This is a genomic window from Streptomyces sp. ADI95-17, from assembly GCF_003846175.1.
Classification (GTDB): domain Bacteria; phylum Actinomycetota; class Actinomycetes; order Streptomycetales; family Streptomycetaceae; genus Streptomyces; species Streptomyces sanglieri.
In genome coordinates, this window is sequence record NZ_ML123049.1 from 470341 (window position 1) to 493943 (window position 23603).

A 23603-nucleotide genomic window follows, 5' to 3' on the forward strand; every position below is an offset into this window, starting at 1 on the left:
CATGGTTGCTTCATGGTGGTCCCGGGCCGGCCTCGGGATATTCGTGCACTGGACGCCCGCCTCCGTACCGGGCTGGGCCCCGCCGTACGTCCCCGCGGCCGAACTCCCCCTGGCCGGGCGCCGATCGCCGCTCGGCTGGACGCCGTACGCCGAGTGGTACGAGAACGCGCTCCGGTTCCCCGGCAGCCCCGTCTCGGCCCACCACCGCGCGACCTACGGCAGCCGCCCGTACACCGCCTTCGGGGGCGACTTCAACGACGCCCTGGAGCAGTGGGATCCCACCGCATGGGCCCGTGACTTCCGTGCCGCGGGGGCCCGTTACGCCGTCCTCGTCGCCAAGCACCACGACGGCTTCTGCCTCTGGCCCTCCGAGGTCGCCAACCCGCACCGGGCCGGCTGGCACACCCCGCGTGACGTCGTCGGCGAGTTCGCCGAAGCCGTACGGGCCGAGGGGCTGCGGTTCGGCATCCACTACTCCGGCGGACTCGACTGGACCTTCGACGACCGCCCGATCGGAACCGGCGCCGACATCGTCTCGGCCGTCCCGCGCGGCCGCTACCCGGCCTACGCCGGCGCCCAGTTGCGCGAACTGATCCGCCGTCACCACCCCGACATACTCTGGAACGACATCGCCTGGCCCGGCTCACGCACCGACGTCCAGAGGATCGTCGAGTACTACCGCTTCACCGTCCCGCACGGCGTCCTCAACGACCGGCTGCTGCCCCGCGCCCCGGCCTGGCGCGCACTGTCCGTCCCCGGCGCCAAGGCCCTGTACAACAACTGGGAACGCCGCACCACCGCCCGAGGCGAGGGCTTCCTGCCGCGCCGGCCCCCGTACTACGACTTCCGCACCCCGGAGTCCGCCCGCCACGCCGGCCCGGACCCGTACGCGATCACCCGCTCCATCGACCACGGCTTCGGCTACAACCGCAACTCCCCGGCCGAGGCACACCTCGGCCGGCAGGCCCTGGAATCGCTGGTACGGGAGACGGCGGCCCGGGGCGGCAGTCTGCTGCTCAACGTGGGGCCGCGCGGCGAGGACGCGAAGATCCCCGCCGCGCAGCAGCTCCGCCTGCGATGGCTGGCGGAAACAGCCCCTGAACTCACACGAGATGGATCCGTTCCTGGCTGATGCGATGACCGGCCTTCGCGAACGCGGCCGCCATCGGCACATTGCCCCGGTCGGTGGCGCCCGCGATGAACTCGGCGCCCTCGGCCGCCAGGAAGCGGGTGCACTCCACGAGCAGGTCGTACCCGTAACCGTGACCCCGCTGCTCGGGCACGACACCGATGAAGCCGACGCACGGCCCGGACGGGTTGCGGGCGGGCACCTGGATGCCGGCCAGTTCACCGCCGGCGGTGTACGCCAACTGCCACCAGGAGCGCGGCGAGGGGCACCAGTGGAAGAAGTCGAGCTCCTCCCGCGCCGCCTGCTCCGGACCGCCGCCCTCGATGGCCTTCTGGGCATGGGCGTCCAGCGTGGCGGAATGGACCCGGCGCAGCACATCGAGGATCACCGCGTCGTCCGGCTCCGGCCGGAACTCCAGCCGCCCCGGCCGCTCGGGCAGGCCGCACTCCGGCGTCCACCTGTAGCTGTACCGCTCGACCAGCGGCTTCATCCCGGCCGCACGGGCAGCGGAGATCCGGCCCTCCGCGGCGGCCCGGACGTCGGGCCGCTCCCGCCAGTCGGCGGGCAGGATCAGTTCGTACTCGGCGTGCAGCGGGGCGCGGCGCAGCAGTTCGGCGCCCGCCGCTTCCTCGCCGTCGGCGAAGTCGAACCAGTTGAGCAGCACCGGCTCGGTGTCGTGGGGCCCGGCCCACCAGGCGGCACGGGCCACCACGACACCGTCGCGCAGGGCGACCCAGGTCCACTCGGGGCGGTAGTCACCGCCGTTGTCCGCGGTGGCGTACCGGTGCCCGAACGCGGCGCGGCCGACGAGGTCACGGCCCCGCATGGTGTGGAAAAGGTGTGCGTCGCTCTCGGTGAGCGCGCGGATGACCAGATCGGTCATGGAACAGTCCTCCGGAAGAAGCGGTGCGCCCCCGGTCAGACCGAAACCGAAACCGCCCGGCGAACGGGACGGGAGCGCGGGAACGAAATGGTGGGTGTACGCACTGTTCTCGCCTCCTTCCTCGGTTCTCGGGCGGAGCCGTCACCATAACCGGTGCTCCGGCGGGCCGTCCACAGGATTCAGCCCCACACCCTGTTCAGCCCCGCACCCAGTTCAGTCCCACTCCCTGTTCAGTCCCACACCATGTCGAAGGACCGCTCGAAGTTCACGTACCCGAGACGTGCGAAAGCCCTGGCCATCGGGACGTTACCGAGGTCGGTGGCGGCCCGGACGCGTTCCACACCGTCCTGCGCGGCCAGCACCCGGGTGCCTTCGGCGAGGATGTCGTCGATGTAGCCGTGGCCGCGGTGGGCGGGCAGCACACCGATGTACGCGACGATCGGGTTGTAGTTGTTGCGGGCCGGGATCACGAAGCCGACCGGTTCGCCGTCGGGCAGCTCGGCGATACGCCACCACTCGCGCGGTGTCCGGTACGTCGCCAGCTCCTCGTCGTAGTGCTTCTCGGTGGCCGCACGGGCGCTGAGCCCGGACGCCAGGTCGGCCTGCCCGTGGGCGTCGAGGGTGCCCTCCATCACCGGTGTCATCAGCGCGAGCAGATCCTCGCGACCGTCGACCGGGCGGAACCGGAGCCGGCCGCTGTCGGCGGGGACCGGCGTACCGGCGCGCCACTCCAGACGGAGCCGCTCGACCAGCATCCGCGCACCGGAACGCTCCATGACCCGGATCCGGGCCTCGACCGTGTCACGGACGGCCGGGTCCTCGCGCCAGTCGGCCGGTACGAAGCGTCCGTACTCGGGCCGCGGGGCGCCGGCCGGCACGACCGCGGCCGTCGCCGTCTCCAGCAGCTTCAGGCCCGCCTCGTTGCGTTCGGGCCCGGGCAGGGTGTCGTCCAGGTCGAAGAAGTCGAGGCACAGCGGCGTTTCCCCGTTCTGGCTCCACCACGCGATCCGTGCCACCAGGCGTTCGCCGCGCATCGCCACCCACATCCACTCGGGCCGGCGGCGCCCACTCTCCAGGTCGTCGGCGAGTTCGTGATCGAGGGTGTACGACAGCCGGAGGAAGAGCGCGAGCTCCTCGGGACCGGCGAGCGGACGGATGGTCAATTCCTGTGGTGCACGGGTCACACAAGCTCCTTGAAGTGCGCACAATGGCCTGCCGGTGAATGCCGGGCGGGTCGCGGCGGGAGACGGTAGCAGCGTCGTCGCGGCCATGCGCGGGGATATCCGCGGCGGCGCCGGCGGGGCGTGGCGGGCGGTTCCCCGAGAGGTGCGCCGCGCAGGCCGAGGGGCGGAGCACGGGCATGTTCTGGACACTCCGGGGCGGTCGGACCGACAATTGGCCGCGTGACGTCCTCCTTCGAGTCCCACACGTATCCCGTGCGGCTGTCCGACGCCCAGCGCGACCGTGTGCTCGGCGTACTCAGAGACGGCGCGGCACAGGGCAAGCTCTCCCACGACACCTTCATGCGGCGCATGGAGTTGGTCCTCACCGCCCGCCGCCCCGAGGAACTGGAGGCGCTCACCGCCGACCTGGAGAGCGGGGGCCGCTGGTCCCGGCGGATACTCCAGGTGGTGAGCGGGGTGTCCGGATTCCCCGGCCGGGTGCGCCGGGTCTGGCAGACCGAACGGCTCCCCAAGCTCCTGCTCCCGGCGCCGAGCCCGCACCCGCTGCGGATCGGCCGCGATCCGGTGAACGGGCTGCGGCTCAACCACGAGACCGTCTCCCGGCAGCACGCGGAGCTCACCGCCCAGGGCGGGCGCTGGCTGCTGCGCGACCTCGGTTCCACCAACGGCACCTGTGTCAACGGCCAGCGGGTCACCGGCACGGTCCCGGTCCGCGACGGTGACCAGGTGAGCTTCGGCCGGATGAGCTTCCGGCTCTCCGCACCCGTCCTCGGGCCCCCCGCCTGAGAGCCGGCCGCGCGCACGCCCGAGGCGCGGCCGAGGCCCGCCGGAGCCGGTCGAACGCCCTGGCCGGGCCCCGTCGAAGGCCCGGCGACGGGCGGCCCGGCTCAGGTCCGCTGGTGCAGGCCGCGTCCACCGAGGGTGAGGAAGACCTCGCCGACCGCCTCGGAGAGCGTCGGATGGGCATGTACGTGACGGGCCACATCGGCCGGTTCGGCGTCCCACCCCACGATCAGCTGGCTCTCGGCGATCATCTCGGAGACCTGCGGCCCGACGAGGTGCACCCCGAGGACCCGCCCGTCCCGCTCGGCGACCACCTTCACCATCCCGCCCCGCCCGTGCACCATCCCCTTGGCCACGGCGGTCAGCGGCATGCTGCCCACCACGACATCGTGCCCGGCGTCACGGGCCCGGGCCTCGGTCAGGCCCACCGCGGCGGTCTGCGGGGACGAGTACGTGACCCTCGGCACGGCGTCGTAGTCCACCGCCGGTGTGCTCAGCCCGGCCAGTGTCCCGGCGACCAACAGGCCCTCCGCGAACGACGCGTGGGCCAGTCCGAGGGACGGCGGCGGCAGCAGATCGCCCACCACATGGACGCCCGGCACGGACGTTTCGAGCCGGGACCAGTCGGCGGGCGCGACATGGCCGCGCTCGTCGACGGCCAGTCCCGCCGCCGCGAGACCGAGCCCTTCGGTCACCGGCACCCGCCCCACCGCGACGAGCAGCCGCTCGGCCCGCACCGTACGGGTCTCGCCGCGCGAGGTGCGTACCGTCGCCGACACCTCGTCGGTGACCACGTCCGCGTCGGTCAGCCGCGCCCCCGTGAGCACATCGATGCCGCGCTTCTTCAGACCGCGGGTCAGATGGCGTGACACATCGACGTCCTCCAGCGGTACGAGCCGGTCCGCGGCCTCCACCAGCGTCACATCGGCACCCATCGACCGGTGGAAGGAGGCGTACTCGACGCCGATCGCCCCACCGCCCAGCACCAGCACGGACCGCGGCAGCCCCGGCGCGAAGAGCGCGTCGTCGCTGGTGACGACGCGGTGCCCGTCGGCCTTCAGTCCCGGCAGCATGCGCGGTCGCGAGCCGGTCGCCAGGACGACGCCGCGGCGCGCGACTATTGTTCCGTGACCGGTGACATACGCACTGCGCGGACCTGTCAACTCGGCGCTCCCGCACACCACTTCGACCGCCGCGTGCGCGAGGTGGTCCACCACCCCGCGGTGGTTGCGCGCCACGATGTCGTCCTGGGCGGCCACCAGGGCCGGCCAGTCGACCGAGTCCAGGGTCGCCTTCACTCCCCACCGTTCCCCGGCCTCCGTGATGCCGTCCACGAGTTCGGCGGCGTGCAGCATCGCCTTGCTGGGAATGCAGCCGCGGTGCAGACAGGTGCCGCCCACCTTGTCGCGCTCCACGAGGACCACCCTCAGCCCTAGGGAAGCGGCCCGCAGGGCGGTGGAGTATCCGCCGGTGCCACCGCCGATCACCAGGACATCGGTCTCGTGCCCACCCGTTGTTCGTGTCATGACCACAGCCTCCGCCCGGTTCTTGCCATGAGTCCAAGGCAATGTTTCTGTGGCACCGATGCACGGTCTTTATGGGTACGGCCCACGGGGGAGAGCACGATGAGCCTGCGACAGATGGAGTACTTCCTCACCGTCGTGGAGGAGGCGTCGTTCACCCGCGCCGCCGAACTCCTCCACGTCACCCAGCCCGCGCTCTCCCACCAGATCAAGGCCCTGGAGCGGACCGTCGGCGGTGCCCTGCTCGAACGGCTGCCGCGCGGCGTGCGGCTGACCCCGATGGGCCGCGCCTATCTGCCGCACGCCGAGCGCTCCGTGCGCAGCGCCGCCCAGGCACGGCGGGCGGCACGGGCGGCGGCGGGCGCGGAGGGCGGCGAGCTGCACATCGCGACGGTGCACGCGGTGGCCGTCGGCATCCTCCCGGACGTCTTCGCGCGCTGGCGCCGGGCGCACCCCGGGGTCGCTCTCGTGCTCCACGAGTACGCCACCCCGGAAACCCTGGAGGAACAGCTCGAACGCGGCACCGCCGACCTCGCCGTCGGCCCGCCGCCCGCGCACTGGCCGGGGCCGGTCGTCCCGGTCGGCGAGGAGGAGATCGTCCTGGTGGTCCCGTTCGACGACCCGCTCGCCGGACGGGCCTCGGTCCGCCTGCCGGAGCTGGCCGACCGGCCCTGGGTGCGCTGCGCGATGGAACCCGTGGTCCAGGGCCGGCCGTTCCTGGACCTGGCCTGCGGGGAAGCCGGCTTCACACCCCGTACGGCGGTGCGCACCGAACACACGTCGACGGCGGTACGGATGGCGGCGGCCGGGGTCGGAGTCGCCACGGCTCCGGCGCATGTCGTCCGGGGAGCGGTCGGTGAGGACTGCGCGGTCCTCGCCGTCGACCCACCGTGGCGGCGCCGACTGGCGGTCTTCTCCCGCGTGGAACTCACAGGGGCCACCGCCGCGTTCACGGAACTGCTCGCCGGCTCCGGGCCGCCCGGCCCCCGTACACCGACGGGCTGAGACATCCCGCCCGGTGTACCGCCGGGCGGGGCGCACCGCCTTCACCCGTACGGCCGTACGCCGACTGCGCGACGCCCCCGCCGGTGATCCCCTGGTGGGGAACCGCGCCGCACACCGGCGCCCTGACGCCCCGGGGGTACGGATGCAGGCCGACGCGCCGGAAGGCATATCCGCACCGGGCCTCGGCCGCCGGGCGCACCGGCCGTTGCGCGGCCCCCGCCCGAGCACCGGCCCCAGCCTGCTCGAACCCGGCGCGGCGCACGACCCGTACCGGCTCTACCGGATCCTGCGCGAGGAGTACCCGCTCAGCTACGACGCACTTCTGGGCGCCTGGCTGGTCAGCAGGTACGCGGACGTCGCCACGGCCCTCACCGACCCCCGGTTCACCGGCCTCCCGCACGACACCGCACCCCGCAGCGCCCCCGCCCCACTCGGCCTCTGCCACGGCGACCCCCTCTGCCACGGCGACCCGCTTTACGCACCCCGCAATCAGCCCCTGGCGAGGCCGGGGCCAGTGACACGTCACATGTCGGATCTCGAATCGGTGACACGTCACATGTCGGGCCCCGGGCCAGTGACACGTCACATGTCGGGCCCCGGGTCGGTGACACGTCACATGCCGGACCCGGACCCGGACCCGGCCTCGATACCACGTCACATGGCCGCGCGGATCGAGCGGACCGCGTACGTGCTGGCGCGCCGGATCGACGGCCGGCAACAGGCCGACCTCGTCGAGGAGTTCTGCCGGTGGCTGCCCCTCGGCGCCACCCCCGGCGCGAGCGCCCGCCCCACGCCCAGCTCCCTGCCCGGCATCGTCGCACCCACCGCCGTCGCACCCTGCACCCGGCACACCGGCCTCCGTGAGAGGGCGCTCGCCTCCTTCCTCGCCAATGTGCTGGACGCCCCCGACCTGCTCGCCGCCCTGCGCGTCGAACCCGCCCTGGCCGACCGGGCCTGGACGGAGTCGCTGCGCCGCGATCCGCCGGTCCAGGTGGTGCTGCGCCGCACCGCCACCGAGGTCACTCTCAGCGGTGGCACGCTCCCGGCCGGGTCGGACGTCGCCTGTCTGATCGGCGCGGCCGGCCGCGATCCGGAACGGTTCGCCGCCCCCGACCTCTTCGATCCCTTCCGCCGTGACCAGGGCCGGACCCTCACCGGCCCCGCGTCCTGCCCCGCCGTCCTGCTCGGCCGGCTGGAGGCCCGGCACGGCCTGCGCGCGCTGCTCGACGCGATGCCCCGGCTCCGCTGGGCGGACGGATTCCGCCCGGCCGGCACCGGGCTGCTCACCCGAGGTCCGCGGGCGCTCCTCGTCCGGCCCGGCTGAGGAGCGCCACCGGCCGCCCGGCGAAGAGTTCGGCGAGCGCGACGGAGCCCCCGGCGAACTCCCGGCCGGGCGCCAGCAGATCGGCCCACGGACCGTCGTCCGGCAGCACCAGCTCCGTGTCGTGCCAGCCGCCCGACTCCGCCAGCCGCAACGACAGCCTGGTCACCGCAGTGACCACCTCGCCGGAGCGGCAGAACGCCAGACAGTGCGCGGCCGCCGGGCCACGCGCGCCCAGCGGGGCGTACGTACCGGACTCGCCGAACACCTCCGGCCGTTCGCGCCGCAGCCGCAGGGCGGCCGCCGTGAGCTCGTGCTTCTCGCCGAGGGCCGCGTCCCCGTCCGGTTCGCGGAACGGCCGCCGGTTGTCCGGGTCGACCAGCGCCACGTACTCCCGCTCCGTGCCCTGGTACAGATCCGGCACCCCCGGCATCGTCAGCTGCACCAGCGCCGCCCCCAGCACATTGGCGCGCACATAGGGATCAAGGGTGCTCGCGAACCGCTCCAGCGTCTCGCGCACCTGACCGCCGCCGGCGGCCGGCCCGGCCGCCACGAAGTCCGTCACCGCCCGCTCGTACACCGGATCGGGCTCGGTCCAGCCGGTGAAGAGACCCGCCTCCCGCACCGCCTTCAACAGCGCCGGCTCCAGCCGGCCCGCCATCTCGCCGCCCGGCACCTTCGCGCAGCCCACCGCCGTCTGCCAGGCCTGCCAGGCGAGCTGCGGGTCCGGAGCGGTGGCCGGGGTCGCCCGCTCCAGCTCGGTCAGCAGCCCGGACCACGACTGCGGGCACTCCGTCAGCACCGCGATGCGGGCCCGCACATCGGCGCTCCGCTTGGTGTCATGGGTGGTCAGCACCGTTCCGGTGCCGGGCCAGTCGCGGGCCAGCCGGGCACAGAACGCGTGGAACTCCTCCGGCGTCACCGCGGGCTGCCCGGGGTCGCCGCCCACCTCGTTCGCCGAGATCAGCGGCATGTACCGGTAGAACGCCGTGTCCTCGACCGACTTGGCACGCAACGCGGAGGCGGTCTGCGCGAACCGGGCGCAGAACGCCGCCCGCTCGGGCCCCTCACCCAGCCGCCCCAGCGCCAGCTCCCGCACCACATCGACGGCCGACGCCTCCTGGGCGACGGCGAACATCGCCTTCGCGTCCCGTACGACCGCGTCCGACAGCGTCTCCTCGGCCGTCTCCGGGCAGGGTCCGCCGGCCGTCACGTACGGGCGGTAGACGGGCATCCGCACCAGCAGTTCGCGCACCGCGGCGTGCAGCGCCCACGGGGCGTGGTCGCGCAGCGCGGGGCCGGCCGCGCAGATCCGTACGGCGAGCCGGGTCAGCAGCTCGGTCTCGGCGGCCAGTTCGTGCGTCACCACCCGGTACGCGGCGCGGCGGACGGTCGCCGTCCAGTGGCCGCCGCGGTCGCCGGCGGGGCCCGCGTACTCCCGGTAGCGGCCGACCAGCTCCGCGGCGCCCATCGGGTCGACGAACAGACCGTCCACCCGGTGCAGGGCGTCGTACCCGGTCGTCCCCGCGACGGCCCAGTCCGCGGGCAGCGGCTCGCCGCCGGTGAGGATCTTCTCCACCACCGTCCACCGCCCGCCGGTCCCCGCCGACAGCCGCTCCAGGTACGCCGCGGGCTCGGCCAGCCCGTCGGGGTGGTCGACGCGCAGCCCGTCGACGACACCGTCCCGGACCAGTTCGAGGATCTTGCCGTGGGTGGCGGCGAAGACCTCGGGGTCCTCCACCCGCACCCCGATGAGCTCCGAGATCGTGAAGAACCGCCGGTAGTTCAGCTCGGTGCGGGCCAGCCGCCACCAGCCGAGCCGGTAGTGCTGGGCGTCCAGCAGCTCGGGCAGCGGCAGCCCGGCGGTGCCGGTCCGCAGCGGGAACTCCTGCTCGCCGTGGCGCAGCACGTCCCCGTCCACCCGGAGCCCGCCGATCTCCTCGCCGATCGGTCCGCCGAGCACCGGCAGCAGTACCTTCCCGCCGCCCGCCGCCCAGTCGATGTCGAACCAGCGGGCGTACGGCGATCCGGGGCCCTCGCGCAGCACCTCCCACAGCGCGCGGTTGTGGCGGGGGACGGCGGCCATGTGGTTCGGCACGATGTCCACGATCAGCCCGAGACCGTGCTCGCGCGCTGTGCGGGCCAGTTCCCGCAGCCCCTGTTCACCGCCGAGCTCGGCGCGTACCCGGCCGTGGTCGACGACGTCGTAGCCGTGCCGGGAGCCGGGCACGGCCTCCAGAACCGGGGACAGATGCAGATGCGAGACGCCGAGCGCGGCGAGATACGGCACGGCCCGTCCGGCGGCCGAGAACGGGAAGTCGGGCTGGAGCTGGAGCCGGTAGGTGGCGGTGGGCGTCATGCGGACGTTCGTACCCAGCCTGGCGGCTTCTGTGTCACGGAACGCCGCAAAGGGCTCGACCGGCGGTGTCCCCGCCCGCCCGGCGGGACGGCCCCCCGGCCCTACGCGGGCCGCTGCAGCACCGCCATGCTGCGCCCGACCAGCGTCACCCGATCGCCCCCGGCCACCTTCGGCCCGGAACCGGGCATGACCCCGACCGGGCGCGCCGTGTCGACCACCACCAGCCACTGCCGGCCGTGGTTCACCGGTACGGAGAACTCCAGCGTCTCCGCGCTCGCGTTGAACATCAGCAGGAACGAGTCGTCGGAGATCCGCTCGCCGCGCGGTCCGGGCTCCGAGATCGCGTGGCCGTTGAGGAAGACCGTCAGCGCCTTGGCGTGCGCGGCCTGCCAGTCCCGCTGCTTCATCTCGCCGCCCTCGGGCGTGAACCACGCGATGTCCGAGAGCTCGTCGTGGGTGCCCTCGACCGGTCGGCCGTGGAAGAACCGGCGGCGGCGGAAGACCGGATGGTCGCGGCGCAGCCACACCATCGCCCGCGTGAACTCCAGCAGACTGCTGCCCTCGGTACCGCCCTCGCCCGGCTCGGCCCCGTCCGCCCCGTCCCGCACCGGCTCCGCCGGGTCCGGCCAGTGCACCCACGACAACTCGCTGTCCTGGCAGTACGCGTTGTTGTTGCCCCGCTGGGTACGCGCGAACTCGTCGCCGTGGCTCAGCATCGGCACGCCCTGCGACAGCATCAGCGTGGCGATGAAGTTCCGCATCTGCCGGGTCCGCAGATCGAGGACCTCCGGCCGATCGGTGTCGCCCTCCGCGCCGCAGTTCCAGGACCGGTTGTGGCTCTCGCCGTCCCGGTTGCCCTCGCCGTTCGCCTCGTTGTGCTTGTCGTTGTACGAGACCAGGTCGTGCAGCGTGAATCCGTCGTGGCAGGTGGTGAAGTTGATCGAGGCGAGCGGGCGCCGCCCGTCGTCCTGGTACAGGTCCGACGACCCGGTCAGCCGGCCCGCGAACTCCGCGAGGGTCCGCGGCTCGCCCCGCCACAGGTCCCGCACGGTGTCCCGGTACTTGCCGTTCCACTCGGTCCACAGCGGCGGGAAGTTCCCCACCTGGTAGCCGCCCTCGCCCACGTCCCACGGCTCGGCGATCAGCTTCACCTGGCTGACCACCGGGTCCTGCTGCACCAGGTCGAAGAACGACGACAGCCGGTCCACCTCGTGGAACTGCCGGGCCAGGGTCGCCGCCAGATCGAAGCGGAAGCCGTCCACGTGCATCTCGGTCACCCAGTACCGCAGCGAGTCCATGATCAGCTGGAGCACGTGCGGCGACCGCATCAACAGGGAGTTCCCGGTCCCCGTGGTGTCCATGTAGTACCGCTGGTCGTCCGCGAGCCGGTAGTACGAGGCGTTGTCCAGGCCCCGGAAGGAGAGCGTCGGGCCCAGATGGTTGCCCTCCGCGGTGTGGTTGTAGACCACGTCGAGGATCACCTCGATGCCGGCCTGGTGCAGCGCCCGGACCGCCTGCTTGAACTCCAGCACCTGCTCGCCCCGGTCGCCCCAGGAGGCGTAGGCGTTGTGCGGGGCGAAGAAGCCGATGGTGTTGTAGCCCCAGTAATTGGCCAGCCCCGCGTCCGCCAGCCGGTGGTCCTGGACGAACTGGTGCACCGGCATCAGTTCGATCGCCGTGACGCCCAGTTCCGTCAGATGGGCGATCACCTCCGGATGGGCCAGCCCCGCGTACGTGCCGCGCAGCTCCTTCGGCAGCCCCGGGTGGAGCATCGTCAGACCCTTCACATGGGCCTCGTAGATCACCGTGCGGTGGTAGTCCGTACGGGGCCGCCGGTCGTCGCCCCAGTCGAAGTAGGGATTGACCACGACCGAGGTCATGGTGTGCGGGGCCGAGTCGAGATCGTTGCGCGCGTCGGGCCGGCCGAACGGATAGCCGTACACCGCCTCGCCCCACCGGATCTGCCCGGCGACGGCACGGGCGTACGGATCGAGCAGCAGCTTGGCCGAATTGCAGCGGGCGCCGCGCTCCGGTTCGTACGGCCCGTGGACCCTGAATCCGTACCGCTGACCGGGCATCACTCCGGGCAGATAGGCATGGCGGACGAAGGCGTCGGTCTCCCTGAGCTCCACCGCCGTCTCGGAACCGTCGTCGTGCAGCAGGCACAACTCGATTCGTCGGGCGGCCTCCGAGAAGACCGCGAAGTTGGTCCCGGCGCCGTCGTACGTGGCACCGAGGGGATACGCCTGTCCCGGCCAGACCTGCATAGGTTCGACCCTTCCACTTCTGATCCGGGTGCCTGGAGCTTGCGGGCTGCCAGGGCGCGTCCGACCCCTGATCCGCCGGGCGGGCCCTGGTGCCAGATCTTCCCCGAAACAGGTGCGGCTACCTAGGACCGACCGGCAATCGGGGGCGGCGTCGCGGGGCCGGGCGGCCCGGGACGTCACGCGGTCCGGTCAACATCGGGCCTCTCCGTGTCGCCCGGAACCGGGATCCGGACCCGGGAAACCGGTGCTCGCCCGGTACAGAGCCCGGGATGGGGTGGTTAATCACTATGAATCCCCTCACTGCGGCAGATCTTGCCGCCGGGAACATGCCTGCGCGGTAGGGGAGTTGACGAAGCAGCATGCGCATCCGGCTGCACCGGCTCCCGCTCCCGGAGTACCCTTCCTTGATCGTTGGTGGGGGAGTGGAAGGCGGTGCGCGGGTGAGCTCGGGCGGATTCGAGCTGCCCCCAGGTGACCCGGGTCACGAGGGGGACTCCACCGATGTCCCGCCAGGGGCGGTATCGCTTGCGCAGCCCATGGAGATCGGCGCGGAGCTGGACTGGACGGCGGACGCCTGGAGCGAGGTGCGGACGCGCGCGCAGCGGGCCGGACGCGCCTACATCTGGCTGAATCTCGTGGAGCAGCGGCTGCGTGCCGTGGTCGCCGCGGTGCTCCGGCCGATCTACGAACCGGTGCACGGCGAGGACTGGGTGGTGGCCGCCGCCGGGCCCGCCGGGCAGGAGTGGGTGCAGCGGGCCGTCGCCGTGCGCGAGGTCTCGCGCCGCAAGGGCTATCTGCTGGACCCCGCCGACGACAACGTTCTCAGCTTCCTCACGCTGCCGCAGCTGCGTGAGCTGATGGTCCAGCACTGGCCGTGCTTCGAGGCGTACTTCGACGACCGGCGCGAAGTGGAGCTGGCCCTCGACGAGCTGGAGGTCGCCCGCAACGTGGTCTCCCGCAACCGCGCCCTGAACGAGGCGGTCCTCGCCCAGGCCGAGCGCGCCTCCGCCCGGCTCCTGGAGATCCTGGGCAGCGGCGCCGCGGTCCCGTCGGCCGACCGGCTCCCGGTCGACGCCGTCGAGGAGCTGGTCGGCGACCGGTACGCGGATGTGGTCTCCGTCCACTCCGACCGGGTGCGGCTCCAGCGCCAGCTGCCCGCCGAGGACCTCTTCGGCGGTTCGCGCCGGCTCGACGCGATCGGCATAGGGCTCAACCTGCTGGTGCAGAACTTCTCCGGCCGCAGGCTCATCCGGCTCGCCGAGTCGGGCTGCCGGGTCCGGCTGCTCTTCATCAACCCGGCCAGCAGCGCGGTCAAGCGCCGGGAGCGGGAGCTGGGGCTGAAGAAGGGCGAGCTGAGCCGGTCGGTGGAGATGAACATCCTCCATATGCGCCGGGTCCGCTCCAAGCTCCGCGACCCGGGCGCCTTCGAGATCCACGTGTTCGACGAGACACCGCGCTTCACGGCCTATCTGGTGGACGGCGACGGGACCGACGCGGTCGGGGTCGTCCAGACCTATCTGCGGCGCGCACGCGGCATGGAGGCGCCCGTGCTGGTGCTGCGGGGCGGCGGGCGAGCCGTGGTCCGGGCGGGGCAGGACAACGAGCACGGGCTGTTCGAGACGTACCGCGAGGAGTTCGAGTCCGTGTGGACGGACTCCCGGCCCGTCTCCTGAGGGGCCGCCACCGCGTTGTCAGTGGTGCGTGCGAGGGTGGTCGTCACCTGGGGGAGAGCACCACGAAGGAGGTACGGGATGAGCTGGCACCGGGAGCCGCTGGTCGGCTTCGACCTGGAGACGACGGGCACCGAGCCGCTGGAGGCCCGGATCGTGACCGCCGCGATCGTCGGCGTCCGCGACAGGGACGGGGAGCCGGTGCGCCAGCGCGCCTGGCTGGCGGATCCGGGCATCCGGATCCCCGCGCAGGCCTCGGCGATCCACGGCATCAGCAGCGAGCGGGCGGCGGCGGAGGGCCGGCCGGTGCGCGAGGTGGCCGACGAGATCGCCGAGGCCCTCACGGGCTACTGGCGCCAGGGCGTCCCCATCGTCGCGTACAACGCGGCCTTCGACCTGACGCTGCTCACGGCGGAGTTGCGGCGGCACGGGCTGCCGTCGCTGAGCGACCGGCTCGACGGGGCCGGGATCGGCCCGGTCATCGACCCGTACACCATCGACCGGGCCGTCGACCGCTACCGCAAGGGCAAGCGCAACCTGGAGGCGGTCTGCGTCGAGTACGGCGTGGTACACGGCGGGGCCCATGACGCGGGGGCGGACGCGCTGGCCGCGGTCCGGGTGGCGCACGCCATAGCCGAGCGGCACGGCTCGGTGGCCGAGCTGACCGCCGCCGAGCTGCACGAGCGCCAGGTGGAGTGGTACGCGCAATGGGCGGCGGACTTCCAGCAGTTCCTGCGCCGCAAGGGCACGGCCGACGCGGTGATCGACGGCCACTGGCCGCTGCGGGAGCCGGCCGGAGTCACCGCCGGCTGACGGCCCGGGGATGTACGGACCGGGCCGGCCCCGGCCCGCCCGCACTCCTGCCCGGCCGGGTCCCGGCCCCCGCAGCCGGATTCGGGGGGACGGCTCTCAGAACGGATACCACCGCACCGCCGTGTCGCCGTCCCGGAGCGAGGCCACCCGGCGGCGGAATTCCGCGAGCGCCTTCGGGTTGGCCGGTGCGTGCTGGGACACCCACGCACAGCTGGCCGTCTCCCGGGCCCCGCGGAGCACCGCGCAGCCCTCCCACTCCCGCACGTCCCAGCCGTAGGCGGCGGTGAAGGCGTCGTACGCCTCGGGCGCCAGGCCGTACCGGTCCCGGGACAGCGCCAGCACCACCAGATCGTGCTCGCGCAGATCCGCGGAGAAGGTCTCCAGATCGACCAGCACCGGACCGTCCGGACCGACATGGACGTTACGGGGCAGCGCGTCACCGTGGATCGGCCCCGGCGGCAGATGGGGGACCAGCGCGGCGGCGGCCGCCGCGAAGCCGTCGCGGCGCTCGCGCAGATAGTCGGCGTCGGCCGGGTCGATCGCATCGCCCGCGAGCCGCAGCCAGCGTTCGACCCCGCCCAGCAGTTCACGGGGCGGCAGCGCGAGGCCGTCCGGGGCGGGCAGCGCGTGCACCTGGGCGAGCAGCGGTGCCAGGTCCCGCGGCTCGGTGGGGCGCACGGGATCGGGCAGCCGGTGCCAGAGGGTCACGGGGTGGCCCTCGACCAGGCGCGCCGCGGGCTCGGCGGCCCGTACGGCGGGGACGCCCGAGGCGGCCAGCCACCGGGCGACGGCCACCTCGCGCTCCGCCCGGTCCCGCAGTTCCGGGTTCCGCACGGCGTCCCGGCCGACCTTGACCACCAGGTCGCCGACGGCGAACACCGCGTTCTCGCCCATCGCGAGCAGCTCCGCACCGCCGGACAGCCCGGCTGCGGTCAGCACCTCACGCGCACGCATCTCGTTCATGACTCCGATTTTCGCATCCGTGCAGGCCTGCTTGACGAACCGATGACCCGTCAGCACGATGACGGAGGCCGTCTGAGCGGCCAGAACGGTATGAATCCGATGTAATGACACAAGGGGGCGGATTCGTGACATTGGCGAGTGCAACCGTACGTTCCGGGAGGGACGGTCCGCCCGGAAGCCCGCAGGACAAACGGTCCCGGCCGGTCAACCGGAGCGCCGGTACCTGGTTCCTGGTGCTGCCCGCGCTGATCCCGATCCTGGTCCTGAGCGTCGGCCCCCTGCTCTACGGCATCGCGCTGGCCTTCACCGACGCCCAGTCCGGCCGCACCCGCTCCACCCAGTGGGTGGGCGGACTGAACTTCCAGGACCTGCTCCACGACACCCTCTTCTGGGACTCGTTCCGGATCGGTCTGGTCTGGGCGTTCGGCGTCACCGTCCCGCAGTTCGTACTGGCCCTCGGTCTCGCCCTGCTGCTCAACCAGAATCTGCGGCTGCGCTGGCTGGCCCGGGCCCTGGCGATCATCCCGTGGGCGATGCCCGAGGTGGTGGTGGGCCTCATGTGGCGGCTCGTCTACAACCCGGACGCGGGCATCCTCAACGAGACCATCCGCGATCTCGGCCTGGGCGACGGCCGGGACTGGCTCACCGGACTCGCCACCGCCCTGCCCGCCGTGATCGTCGTGGGCGTCTGGTCGGGCATGCCCCAGACCACCGTCGCCCTGCTCGCCGGGCTGCAGAACACCCCGCACGAACTCCACGAGGCGGCCGCCCTGGACGGAGCCGGTGCCTGGCGCCGCTTCCGTACCGTCACCTGGCCGGTGCTCAGGCCCGTCGCGCTCTCCATCACCGCGCTCAACTTCATCTGGAACTTCAACTCCTTCGCCCTGGTCTACGTACTGACCAACGGCGGACCCGGCGGCCGCACCCGGCTGCCGATGCTCTTCGCGTACGAGGAGGCCTTCCACTACGGACAGTTCGGGTACGCGGCGGCCATGGGCTGTGTGATGGTCGCGGTGATCTCCGTGATCCTCGCGGTGTATCTGGCCGGCCGGATCAGGGGAGGCGAGGACCGATGAGCATGCGCACCGGCAGAGCCGCACGCGCCGGACAGTACGCCGCACTGCTCGGCTACCTCGTCTTCTTGGCGTTCCCGTTCCTGTGGCTGGTCTCCACCGCCTTCAAACCGGCCCGCGAACTGGGCTCCCTGCACCCCACCTGGATCCCCGAGAACCCGACGCTCGACAACTTCCGCACCGCGTTCGACGAACAGCCGCTGCTCCAGGCCGCAGCCAACTCGCTGATCGCCGCGCTCTGCGCCGCCTTCATCGCGGTCCTCGTCGCCACGCCCATGGCCTACGTGATGGCCCGCCGCCGCTCCCGGCTCTCGACGGCGGCCACCGGGTGGGTGGTGATCAGCCAGGCGTTCCCGCTCGTCCTGCTGATCATCCCGCTCTTCCTGATCCTGAAGAACCTCCATCTGATCAACACCCTGTGGGGGCTGATCATGGTGTACGTCGTCTGGGCGCTGCCCTTCGCGCTCTGGATGCTGGTCGGCTACGTACGGGCCGTGCCCGCGGAGCTGGAGGAGGCCGCCTCGGTCGACGGGGCGGGACGGCTGCGGACGCTCGTCTCGGTCACCGCCCCCCTGCTGGCCCCCGGCATCGTCGCCACCGCGCTCTTCGCCTTCATCACCGCGTGGAACGAGCTCTTCTTCGCGCTCGTCCTGCTCAAGACACCGGAGAAGCAGACCTTGCCGGTCGTACTGACCCACTTCATCGGCGCGGAGGGCGCGGCCGACCTCGGGCCGCTCGCCGCCGCCGCCTTCCTCGCCACCCTGCCCTCGCTGGTCATCTTCGCGATCATCCAGCGGCGGATCACGGGCGGCATGCTGGCCGGGGCGGTGAAGAACTGATGCGGGCATCCCTGCGGCGGACGGCCGCCGCGGCGGCCACCGCACTCGCCCTGCTGCTCACCGGCTGCGCGGGGACGGACGACGGCGGTGGCGACAGCGGGCGGATCGAGCTCAGCTTCCAGTCGCTGGCCTGGCAGAAGGAGTCCGTCGACGCCAACAAGCAGCTGGTGAAGGAGTGGAACGAGGCCCATCCGGACATCCATGTCACCTACATCCCGGGCAGTTGGGACACCGTCCACGACCAGCTGCTCACCGCCTTCGAGGGCGACGAGGCGCCGGACATCATCCATGACGCCTCCGACGACCTGGCCGACTTCGCGTACGGCGGCTACCTGGCCGATCTGCGGACGCTCCTCCCCGACCGGCTGACCTCGGACATCCCGCGGCAGAGCTGGTCCACCACCACCTTCGGCGACGGCGTCTACGGAGTGCCGTTCCTCCAGGAGCCGCGCGTCCTGATCGCCAACACCAGGATCCTCGCGGCGTCCGGGGTCCGGATCCCGACGCCCGAACACCCCTGGAGCTGGCCCGAGTTCCGGCAGGTCACCCGGGAACTGACGGGCAAGGGGCGCTACGGCATCGCCTGGCCGCTCAAGGAACCGGTCTCCGTCACGCTGAACCTGGGGCTCTCCGCCGGCGGCAAGCTCTTCCACCGCGCCGCCGACGGCAAGGTGACCATCCGCGCGGGCGAGGGCGACCGGATCGTCCCCGACACCATCCACGACCAGGTCAACACCGACCACAGCGCCGCGCGCACCGCGCTCGGCATGGGCGGCTCCGACACCCTTCCCGGGTTCTTCGGCGGCAAGTACGCGATGGTTCCGCTGGGCTTCTCCTACCGTCAGCAGGTGGTCGAGCAGGCCCCCGAGGGCTTCGAGTGGACGGTCCTGCCGGCTCCCGCGGGCAGCGCGGGCCTCGCCCAGGGGGTCAGTCCGCAGACCCTGTCCCTCTCGGAGGCCAGCCCGCACAAGAAGGAAGCCGCGCAGTTCATCGACTTCCTGCTGCGGCCGCCGAACATGGTGCGGCTGGCCAAGGGGGACTGGATGCTCCCGACCGGCACCGCGGCGCTCGCCGACCCGTCCCTGCACACCGCCGAGAACGGCTGGGCGACCGGTGTGGCCGTCGCGAAGACGCTCCGCCCGGCGCCCGCCCAGTCGGTGCGCGGCTACCCGGAGTGGAAGGACAAGGTCGCCACGCCCGCCCTCCAGGAGTACTACAGCGGGGCCATCGGGGGTGACGAGCTGAGGAAGCGTCTGGTCGACGACGGGAACCGGGTCCTGGCCCGCTACCAGCGCTGAGGCATCCCGCCCCGAAGCGCACCCCGCCCCGAAGCACTCCCCGCCGACGTCGGCGGGGAGTGCTTCGTGCTTCCCGCCGATTCGGTTTCATGGGCCAAGCGGTACTCGGCCGGGTCGGACCAACGATTACCGACCGGTACGTTTCTTTCTGTGAGTAACCGAAAGTGTCCGGGAAATAGCTCGCAGGCGTCGGTCCGGATTACCTGCATTCTTCGACGTCGGCGATTCAGACATTCAACGGCCTGAATCAGCCTCTTCAGGCCCTTGTGCTCGCGTGTCCCGTACGGGTATAGAGTGCACGTCCTCCCTGGTGACCTGGCGTTCCGTCAGGAACCCTCGTACCGGCGGGATGTTGCCGAAAACTGAACGCTCTGCCGCTTTCCGAGGGAAAGAGGTCATTGACAATTCGTTTCGTACTGAGCTTCACTCCTTTCGGCGGTGAGCGGCACTGAATTCCCTGTCAGAGGCAGGGTGTTGGTGTCACGAACGGCTCAAGTCATGCCCGTCGGAATGCAAATTCAGAGTAAAAGATGGAGGTGCTGTTATGAAGTTCCTTTTCTTGCTCAAGGACAAGATGACGCCGGAGAAGAGCCTGAAGGCGTACGCCTGGTACCACTGGTACTAGGCCGACAGGCGGTCCTTCGTTCCGAGGGACACGGTCAGTCGATTCGGGCCCGTGTCCGGCCAGGCCTCATCGGCCCGCCGGGCGCGGGCCCTTCCCGCTTCTTGGAGACCACCGATGTACATGTCCGGTACCGGCAGCCGCGCCCGGGACGTCGTCTTCGCGCCGAGACTCCAGGCGCTCCTGAGAGATCACCGGGGCGAGGACGTCTTCCGCCTCGACCCCGGCACCGTCGGTGTGGCCGGGGCCGAGCTGACCGACCGGATCCTCGCCGCCAGGCCGGCCACCGAGGTCGAGCGCCCCACGTTCAAGCCCCTGCACGGGCGGTCCATCCCGCGCACCGAGGCGTCCACGGTCATGCAGGCCATCGGCCGGGACGTCCGGACGGCACTGAAGAAGCCTGTCGGGGCGGTCGACCTCTCCGGTGAATGGCCGCATGTGGGCCATGTGTTCCTGCGCGATCTGGTGCTGGAGGGCGACCCGTACCGGCTGCGCATCCTCATGGACCGCGCGCTGGAGCTGACGCCCAAACTCACCTGGACGGTCATCGCCGCGGGGGCGGCGCTGCCCGGCCGGCTCCGCCCCGGCGCATCCGTCTCCGCCATCGCGGGGCTGACCGCCGAGGCCGGGAGCTACAGCGACCGCCGCTACGCGATGGGGCTCTACCGGCGGGCGGCGGCCCCGGTCTGCTTCACCGTCTCGACGCTCGTCGCCAACGCGCTCTGGCTCGGATCGCCCTTCGACGACGACACCTCGAACCGGAACATCCTCTACGAGGCGATGCGGCTGCTGCCGCCCTCCTGGAACATCCTGCGCAGGGCGTCACCCGAGTACCCGGCCCTCGACTCCCGGATCGGCGCGGCCGACGACATCCTGCTCCTGCCGCTGCTGAGCCACCGAGACCCCGCGCTCTGGGACGACCCCGACGAGTTCCGCCCCGAGCGCTGGGACAGCCTCGACCCCGACGACCAGCCCGGCTACCTCCCCTTCGGACATGCCTCCGAACGCTGTTGGGGCCGGCACATGGTGATGCCGCTCGCCGAGATGCTCCTCGACATGCTGCGCGGCGACGGTCTGACGGTAAGTCCGGAGCAGACCGCGGCGAAGGTGCCGCTCGCCGGCCTGATGGGCGTCGCCGACGTCCGGGTCGTCCGCCCCTGAGGATCCGCGACCGGCTCCCCGTACCCGAGTCCGAACTCAATTTGGTGACCTCGTGAGGGCTCTGTGAACACGAGGGTGGAATCCAGCCGTCCCCCCGCCCGGCCGTACGGCCGGGCGGGGTTCGTCTTCCCGTGTGCGAAGTGTGCCGGTCGAGCCGTAACCCCGGTCCGTGGGGCGGATGTTGCGGCGACGGTGCCCGACTTGGGCACGGCTGGCCGGTTTCTTATTACGAAACTTTGTTGTGTAAGTCACAGCCGCATGAAGGTCTTGATCTGGGCGCGTCAATCGGCGAGGGTTTCGAGCCAACCCCCGGAGATCTTCCGGCCGGGGGTCAATCCCCCCACAAAGAATGACGAGGAGACCCCTCTTCATGGCAATTCACAAGCGCGCACGCCGGGCCAAGCTGACCGCAGCGATAACCGCGGTGGCCGCGGCCGCCGGAGTCACCCTGCTCAACACCTCGCTCGCCGGCGCCACCCCCGCCCCCGCGATGGGCACCGTCTACGGTGCCGACGCGGCGAACGCCGTCTCGGGCAGCTACATCGTCATGCTGAACGAGAAGGCCGACAAGTCGGAGCTCGCCAAGGAGTACGGCGGCAAGCTGAAGCGCAACTACAGCTCCGCCATCAACGGCTTCTCCGCCAGCGGCCTTTCGCTCACCGAGGCCAAGCGCCTGGCGGCCGACCCGGCCGTGTCCAAGGTCGTCCAGAACAAGAAGTTCCACATCGACGAGACCCAGGACAACCCGCCGTCGTGGGGCCTGGACCGGATCGACCAGACCGAGACGGCCGGCGACAACGCGTACACCTACCCGGACAGCGCGGGCGAGGGTGTCACCGCGTACGTCATCGACACCGGTGTGCGCACCACGCACAACGAGTTCGAGGGCCGGGCCAGCTCGGGCTACGACGCCGTGGACAACGACGACAGCGCCGACGACGGCAACGGCCACGGCACCCACGTGGCGGGCACCATCGCCGGTGCGACCTACGGTGTGGCCAAGAAGGCCAAGATCGTCGCCGTCCGGGTGCTCGACGACTCCGGCTCGGGCACCACCGAGCAGGTCGTCGCCGGCATCGACTGGGTCACCGAGAACCACGAGGGTCCCTCCGTCGCCAACATGAGCCTCGGCGGCGGCGCGGACGAGGCGCTCGACGCCGCGGTCCAGAAGGCCATCGCCTCCGGAGTCACCTTCGCGGTGGCCGCCGGAAACGAGTCCTCCGACGCGAGCGAGAGCTCCCCGGCCCGTGTCCCGGAGGCCATCACGGTCGCCTCGTCCACGGTGGACGACGAGCAGTCGTCGTTCTCCAACTACGGCTCGATCGTGGACATCTACGCTCCGGGCTCGGACATCACCTCGTCCTGGAACGACAGCGACGACGCCTCCAACACCATCTCCGGTACGTCCATGGCGACCCCGCACGTCGTCGGTGCCGCCGCCGTCTACCTCGCCGGCCACCCGGACGCCACGCCGGAGGAGGTCGCCACCGCGCTGACCGACGGGGCCACCCCCGACGCGATCTCCAACGCGACCGAGGGCACCCCCAACAAGCTGCTGAAGGTCGTCGAGTAACCGACCTCGCAGCCGTGACCGGGTGAATGATGCCCGGCACAACGGAATCGGCGGCCGCCGCGCTCTCCCCCACGGGGCGCGGCGGCCGCTCCGTGCGAAGAGATCGTCCTATGGTGTGCCCATGACGATGTACGCGGCGCTGTTGCGCGGGATCAATGTGAGCGGCCACAAGAGGGTTCCGATGGCCGAACTGCGTTCACTGCTCACCGAACTGGGACACGGGGACGTCCGCACCCATCTGCAGAGCGGCAACGCCGTCTTCAGCAGCACTTGCGACGACGAGAACGCACTCGCCGCCGAGCTGGAGCAGGCGATCGAGAAGCGGTTCGGCTTCCCCGTCCCCTGCCTGGTCCGGGACGGCGCCTACCTGGCCGCAGTTGCGGCGGCCTGTCCGTTCCCGGCCGCCGAACTCGAAGGCAGACAGCTCCACATCACGTACTACGACCGGCCGGTCGACGCCGGCCGCTTCGCCCGGATCGACCCGGCGGCCTTCCACCCCGAGGCGTTCGGCCTCGGCGACCGCGCGCTCTACCTCTACGCCCCCGAGGGACTGGGCCGCTCGAAGCTCGCCGAGGCACTGTCCCGGACCTCCGTGACCAAGGGGCTCGTCGCCACCTCGCGCAACTGGAACACGGTGGAGAAGCTGGTGCAGATGACAGCGCCTCCGGGAGCGGCACAGGACGGACCGGCACACGGCAGACCCGCGCACGACGGAGCCCCGGCATGACCGATCCGTCCCCCGGCGTGGCAGCGGCGGTCGAGGGCGAGCTGCGCCTCCTGGACCCGGTCGTGCGCGCTTCCGCCGACCTCCTCTCCCAGGTGCTGCACCCCGACTACCGCGAGATCGACTCGTCCGGCCGGGTCTGGGACCGGGACACCATGATCGCCTCACTCACCGCGGCGGACGCCCCCCGCGCCGGCCAGATGACCGCGTGCAGGATGAGCGGGATCCAGCTCGCCGACGACCTCGTCCACCTCACCTATGACACCGAGACGAAGGGGCACCTGGCCCACCGCAGCTCGGTGTGGCGGCTGACCGAATCGGGCTGGGAGCTGTACTACCACCAGGCGACTCCGTTCGGCTCCGCGGCGGACGCCGGTCCGGACGCCGGTCCGGACACCGGCACCAGCGTTTAG

At 71.8% G+C, this 23603-nt stretch carries 19 protein-coding genes; 13 read left to right on the forward strand and 6 right to left on the reverse strand.

The genetic code is table 11. The annotated features are described in order from the left end of the window. The first annotated feature begins 1 nt into the window (after nucleotide 1). Nucleotides 2-1132, forward strand: coding sequence for an alpha-L-fucosidase (locus EES42_RS28860; RefSeq protein ID WP_124721206.1), 1131 nt, complete (start codon nucleotides 2-4; stop codon nucleotides 1130-1132). Here the strand turns inward: EES42_RS28860 and EES42_RS28865 are convergent. Continuing rightward, entirely contained in the window at nucleotides 1104-2012 is a 909-nt protein-coding gene (locus EES42_RS28865; protein WP_124721207.1) for a GNAT family N-acetyltransferase, read from the reverse strand. The two genes, EES42_RS28860 and EES42_RS28865, sit on opposite strands and share 29 nt — an antisense overlap. 230 nt (nucleotides 2013-2242) lie before the next feature. Further along, nucleotides 2243-3196 (reverse strand): GNAT family N-acetyltransferase, encoded by a 954-nt coding sequence (locus tag EES42_RS28870; RefSeq protein WP_124721208.1) that lies wholly within the window; start codon nucleotides 3194-3196, stop codon nucleotides 2243-2245. Between the two features lie 219 nt (nucleotides 3197-3415). Between EES42_RS28870 and EES42_RS28875 the strand changes: the two genes are divergently transcribed. After that, entirely contained in the window at nucleotides 3416-3982 is a 567-nt protein-coding gene (locus EES42_RS28875; protein ID WP_124721209.1) for a DUF1707 and FHA domain-containing protein, read from the forward strand. Nucleotides 3983-4083: 101 nt separating this feature from the next. Here EES42_RS28875 and lpdA read toward each other — a convergent pair whose 3' ends face one another. Then, nucleotides 4084-5505 (reverse strand): dihydrolipoyl dehydrogenase, encoded by a 1422-nt coding sequence (gene lpdA / locus EES42_RS28880; protein ID WP_124721210.1) that lies wholly within the window; start codon nucleotides 5503-5505, stop codon nucleotides 4084-4086. A gap of 99 nt (nucleotides 5506-5604) precedes the next feature. Between lpdA and EES42_RS28885 the strand changes: the two genes are divergently transcribed. Continuing rightward, nucleotides 5605-6507 (forward strand): LysR family transcriptional regulator, encoded by a 903-nt coding sequence (locus EES42_RS28885; protein WP_124721211.1) that lies wholly within the window; start codon nucleotides 5605-5607, stop codon nucleotides 6505-6507. A 142-nt stretch (nucleotides 6508-6649) separates the two neighbouring features. After that, a complete protein-coding gene (locus EES42_RS28890) occupies nucleotides 6650-7831 on the forward strand; it encodes a cytochrome P450 (protein ID WP_124721559.1) in 1182 nt (393 codons plus the stop codon). On the opposite strand, the gene treY is transcribed toward EES42_RS28890, so the two are convergent. Both treY and glgX read right to left on the reverse strand, forming a co-directional pair. Next, nucleotides 7791-10187 (reverse strand): malto-oligosyltrehalose synthase, encoded by a 2397-nt coding sequence (gene treY, locus EES42_RS28895; protein ID WP_124721212.1) that lies wholly within the window; start codon nucleotides 10185-10187, stop codon nucleotides 7791-7793. The genes EES42_RS28890 and treY overlap by 41 nt on opposite strands. A gap of 101 nt (nucleotides 10188-10288) precedes the next feature. Next, nucleotides 10289-12454, reverse strand: coding sequence for a glycogen debranching protein GlgX (gene glgX, locus EES42_RS28900; protein WP_124721213.1), 2166 nt, complete (start codon nucleotides 12452-12454; stop codon nucleotides 10289-10291). 440 nt (nucleotides 12455-12894) lie between these two features. On the opposite strand from glgX, the gene EES42_RS28905 reads away from it, so the two are divergent. Beyond that, nucleotides 12895-14127, forward strand: coding sequence for an SAV2148 family HEPN domain-containing protein (locus tag EES42_RS28905; RefSeq protein ID WP_124721214.1), 1233 nt, complete (start codon nucleotides 12895-12897; stop codon nucleotides 14125-14127). 78 nt (nucleotides 14128-14205) lie between these two features. Beyond that, nucleotides 14206-14937, forward strand: coding sequence for a 3'-5' exonuclease (locus tag EES42_RS28910; RefSeq protein WP_124721215.1), 732 nt, complete (start codon nucleotides 14206-14208; stop codon nucleotides 14935-14937). Nucleotides 14938-15033: 96 nt separating this feature from the next. On the opposite strand, the gene EES42_RS28915 is transcribed toward EES42_RS28910, so the two are convergent. Continuing rightward, nucleotides 15034-15900, reverse strand: coding sequence for a phosphotransferase enzyme family protein (locus EES42_RS28915; protein ID WP_124721216.1), 867 nt, complete (start codon nucleotides 15898-15900; stop codon nucleotides 15034-15036). Between the two features lie 104 nt (nucleotides 15901-16004). On the opposite strand from EES42_RS28915, the gene EES42_RS28920 reads away from it, so the two are divergent. The 7 genes from EES42_RS28920 to EES42_RS28950 all read left to right on the forward strand — a co-directional run bounded on the left by EES42_RS28920 (nucleotide 16005) and on the right by EES42_RS28950 (nucleotide 23603). Further along, nucleotides 16005-16976: a carbohydrate ABC transporter permease gene (locus tag EES42_RS28920; protein ID WP_206433629.1), complete on the forward strand. Its 972-nt coding sequence runs from the start codon at nucleotides 16005-16007 to the stop codon at nucleotides 16974-16976. Continuing rightward, entirely contained in the window at nucleotides 16973-17812 is an 840-nt protein-coding gene (locus tag EES42_RS28925) for a carbohydrate ABC transporter permease (RefSeq protein ID WP_124721217.1), read from the forward strand. Before EES42_RS28920 ends, EES42_RS28925 begins: the two co-directional genes overlap by 4 nt. Continuing rightward, on the forward strand, nucleotides 17812-19110 hold the full coding sequence (locus EES42_RS28930; RefSeq protein WP_124721218.1) for an ABC transporter substrate-binding protein: 1299 nt from the start codon (nucleotides 17812-17814) through the stop codon (nucleotides 19108-19110). The genes EES42_RS28925 and EES42_RS28930 overlap by 1 nt, the downstream gene beginning before the upstream one ends. Before the next feature lie 739 nt (nucleotides 19111-19849). Next, complete coding sequence (locus EES42_RS28935) at nucleotides 19850-20893, forward strand: cytochrome P450 (protein WP_124721219.1); 1044 nt, start codon at nucleotides 19850-19852, stop codon at nucleotides 20891-20893. A 370-nt stretch (nucleotides 20894-21263) separates the two neighbouring features. Continuing rightward, entirely contained in the window at nucleotides 21264-22466 is a 1203-nt protein-coding gene (locus EES42_RS28940; RefSeq protein ID WP_124721220.1) for a S8 family peptidase, read from the forward strand. 121 nt (nucleotides 22467-22587) lie between these two features. Then, a complete protein-coding gene (locus EES42_RS28945; RefSeq protein WP_241196638.1) occupies nucleotides 22588-23193 on the forward strand; it encodes a DUF1697 domain-containing protein in 606 nt (201 codons plus the stop codon). Beyond that, nucleotides 23190-23603, forward strand: coding sequence for a nuclear transport factor 2 family protein (locus EES42_RS28950; protein ID WP_124721221.1), 414 nt, complete (start codon nucleotides 23190-23192; stop codon nucleotides 23601-23603). Before EES42_RS28945 ends, EES42_RS28950 begins: the two co-directional genes overlap by 4 nt.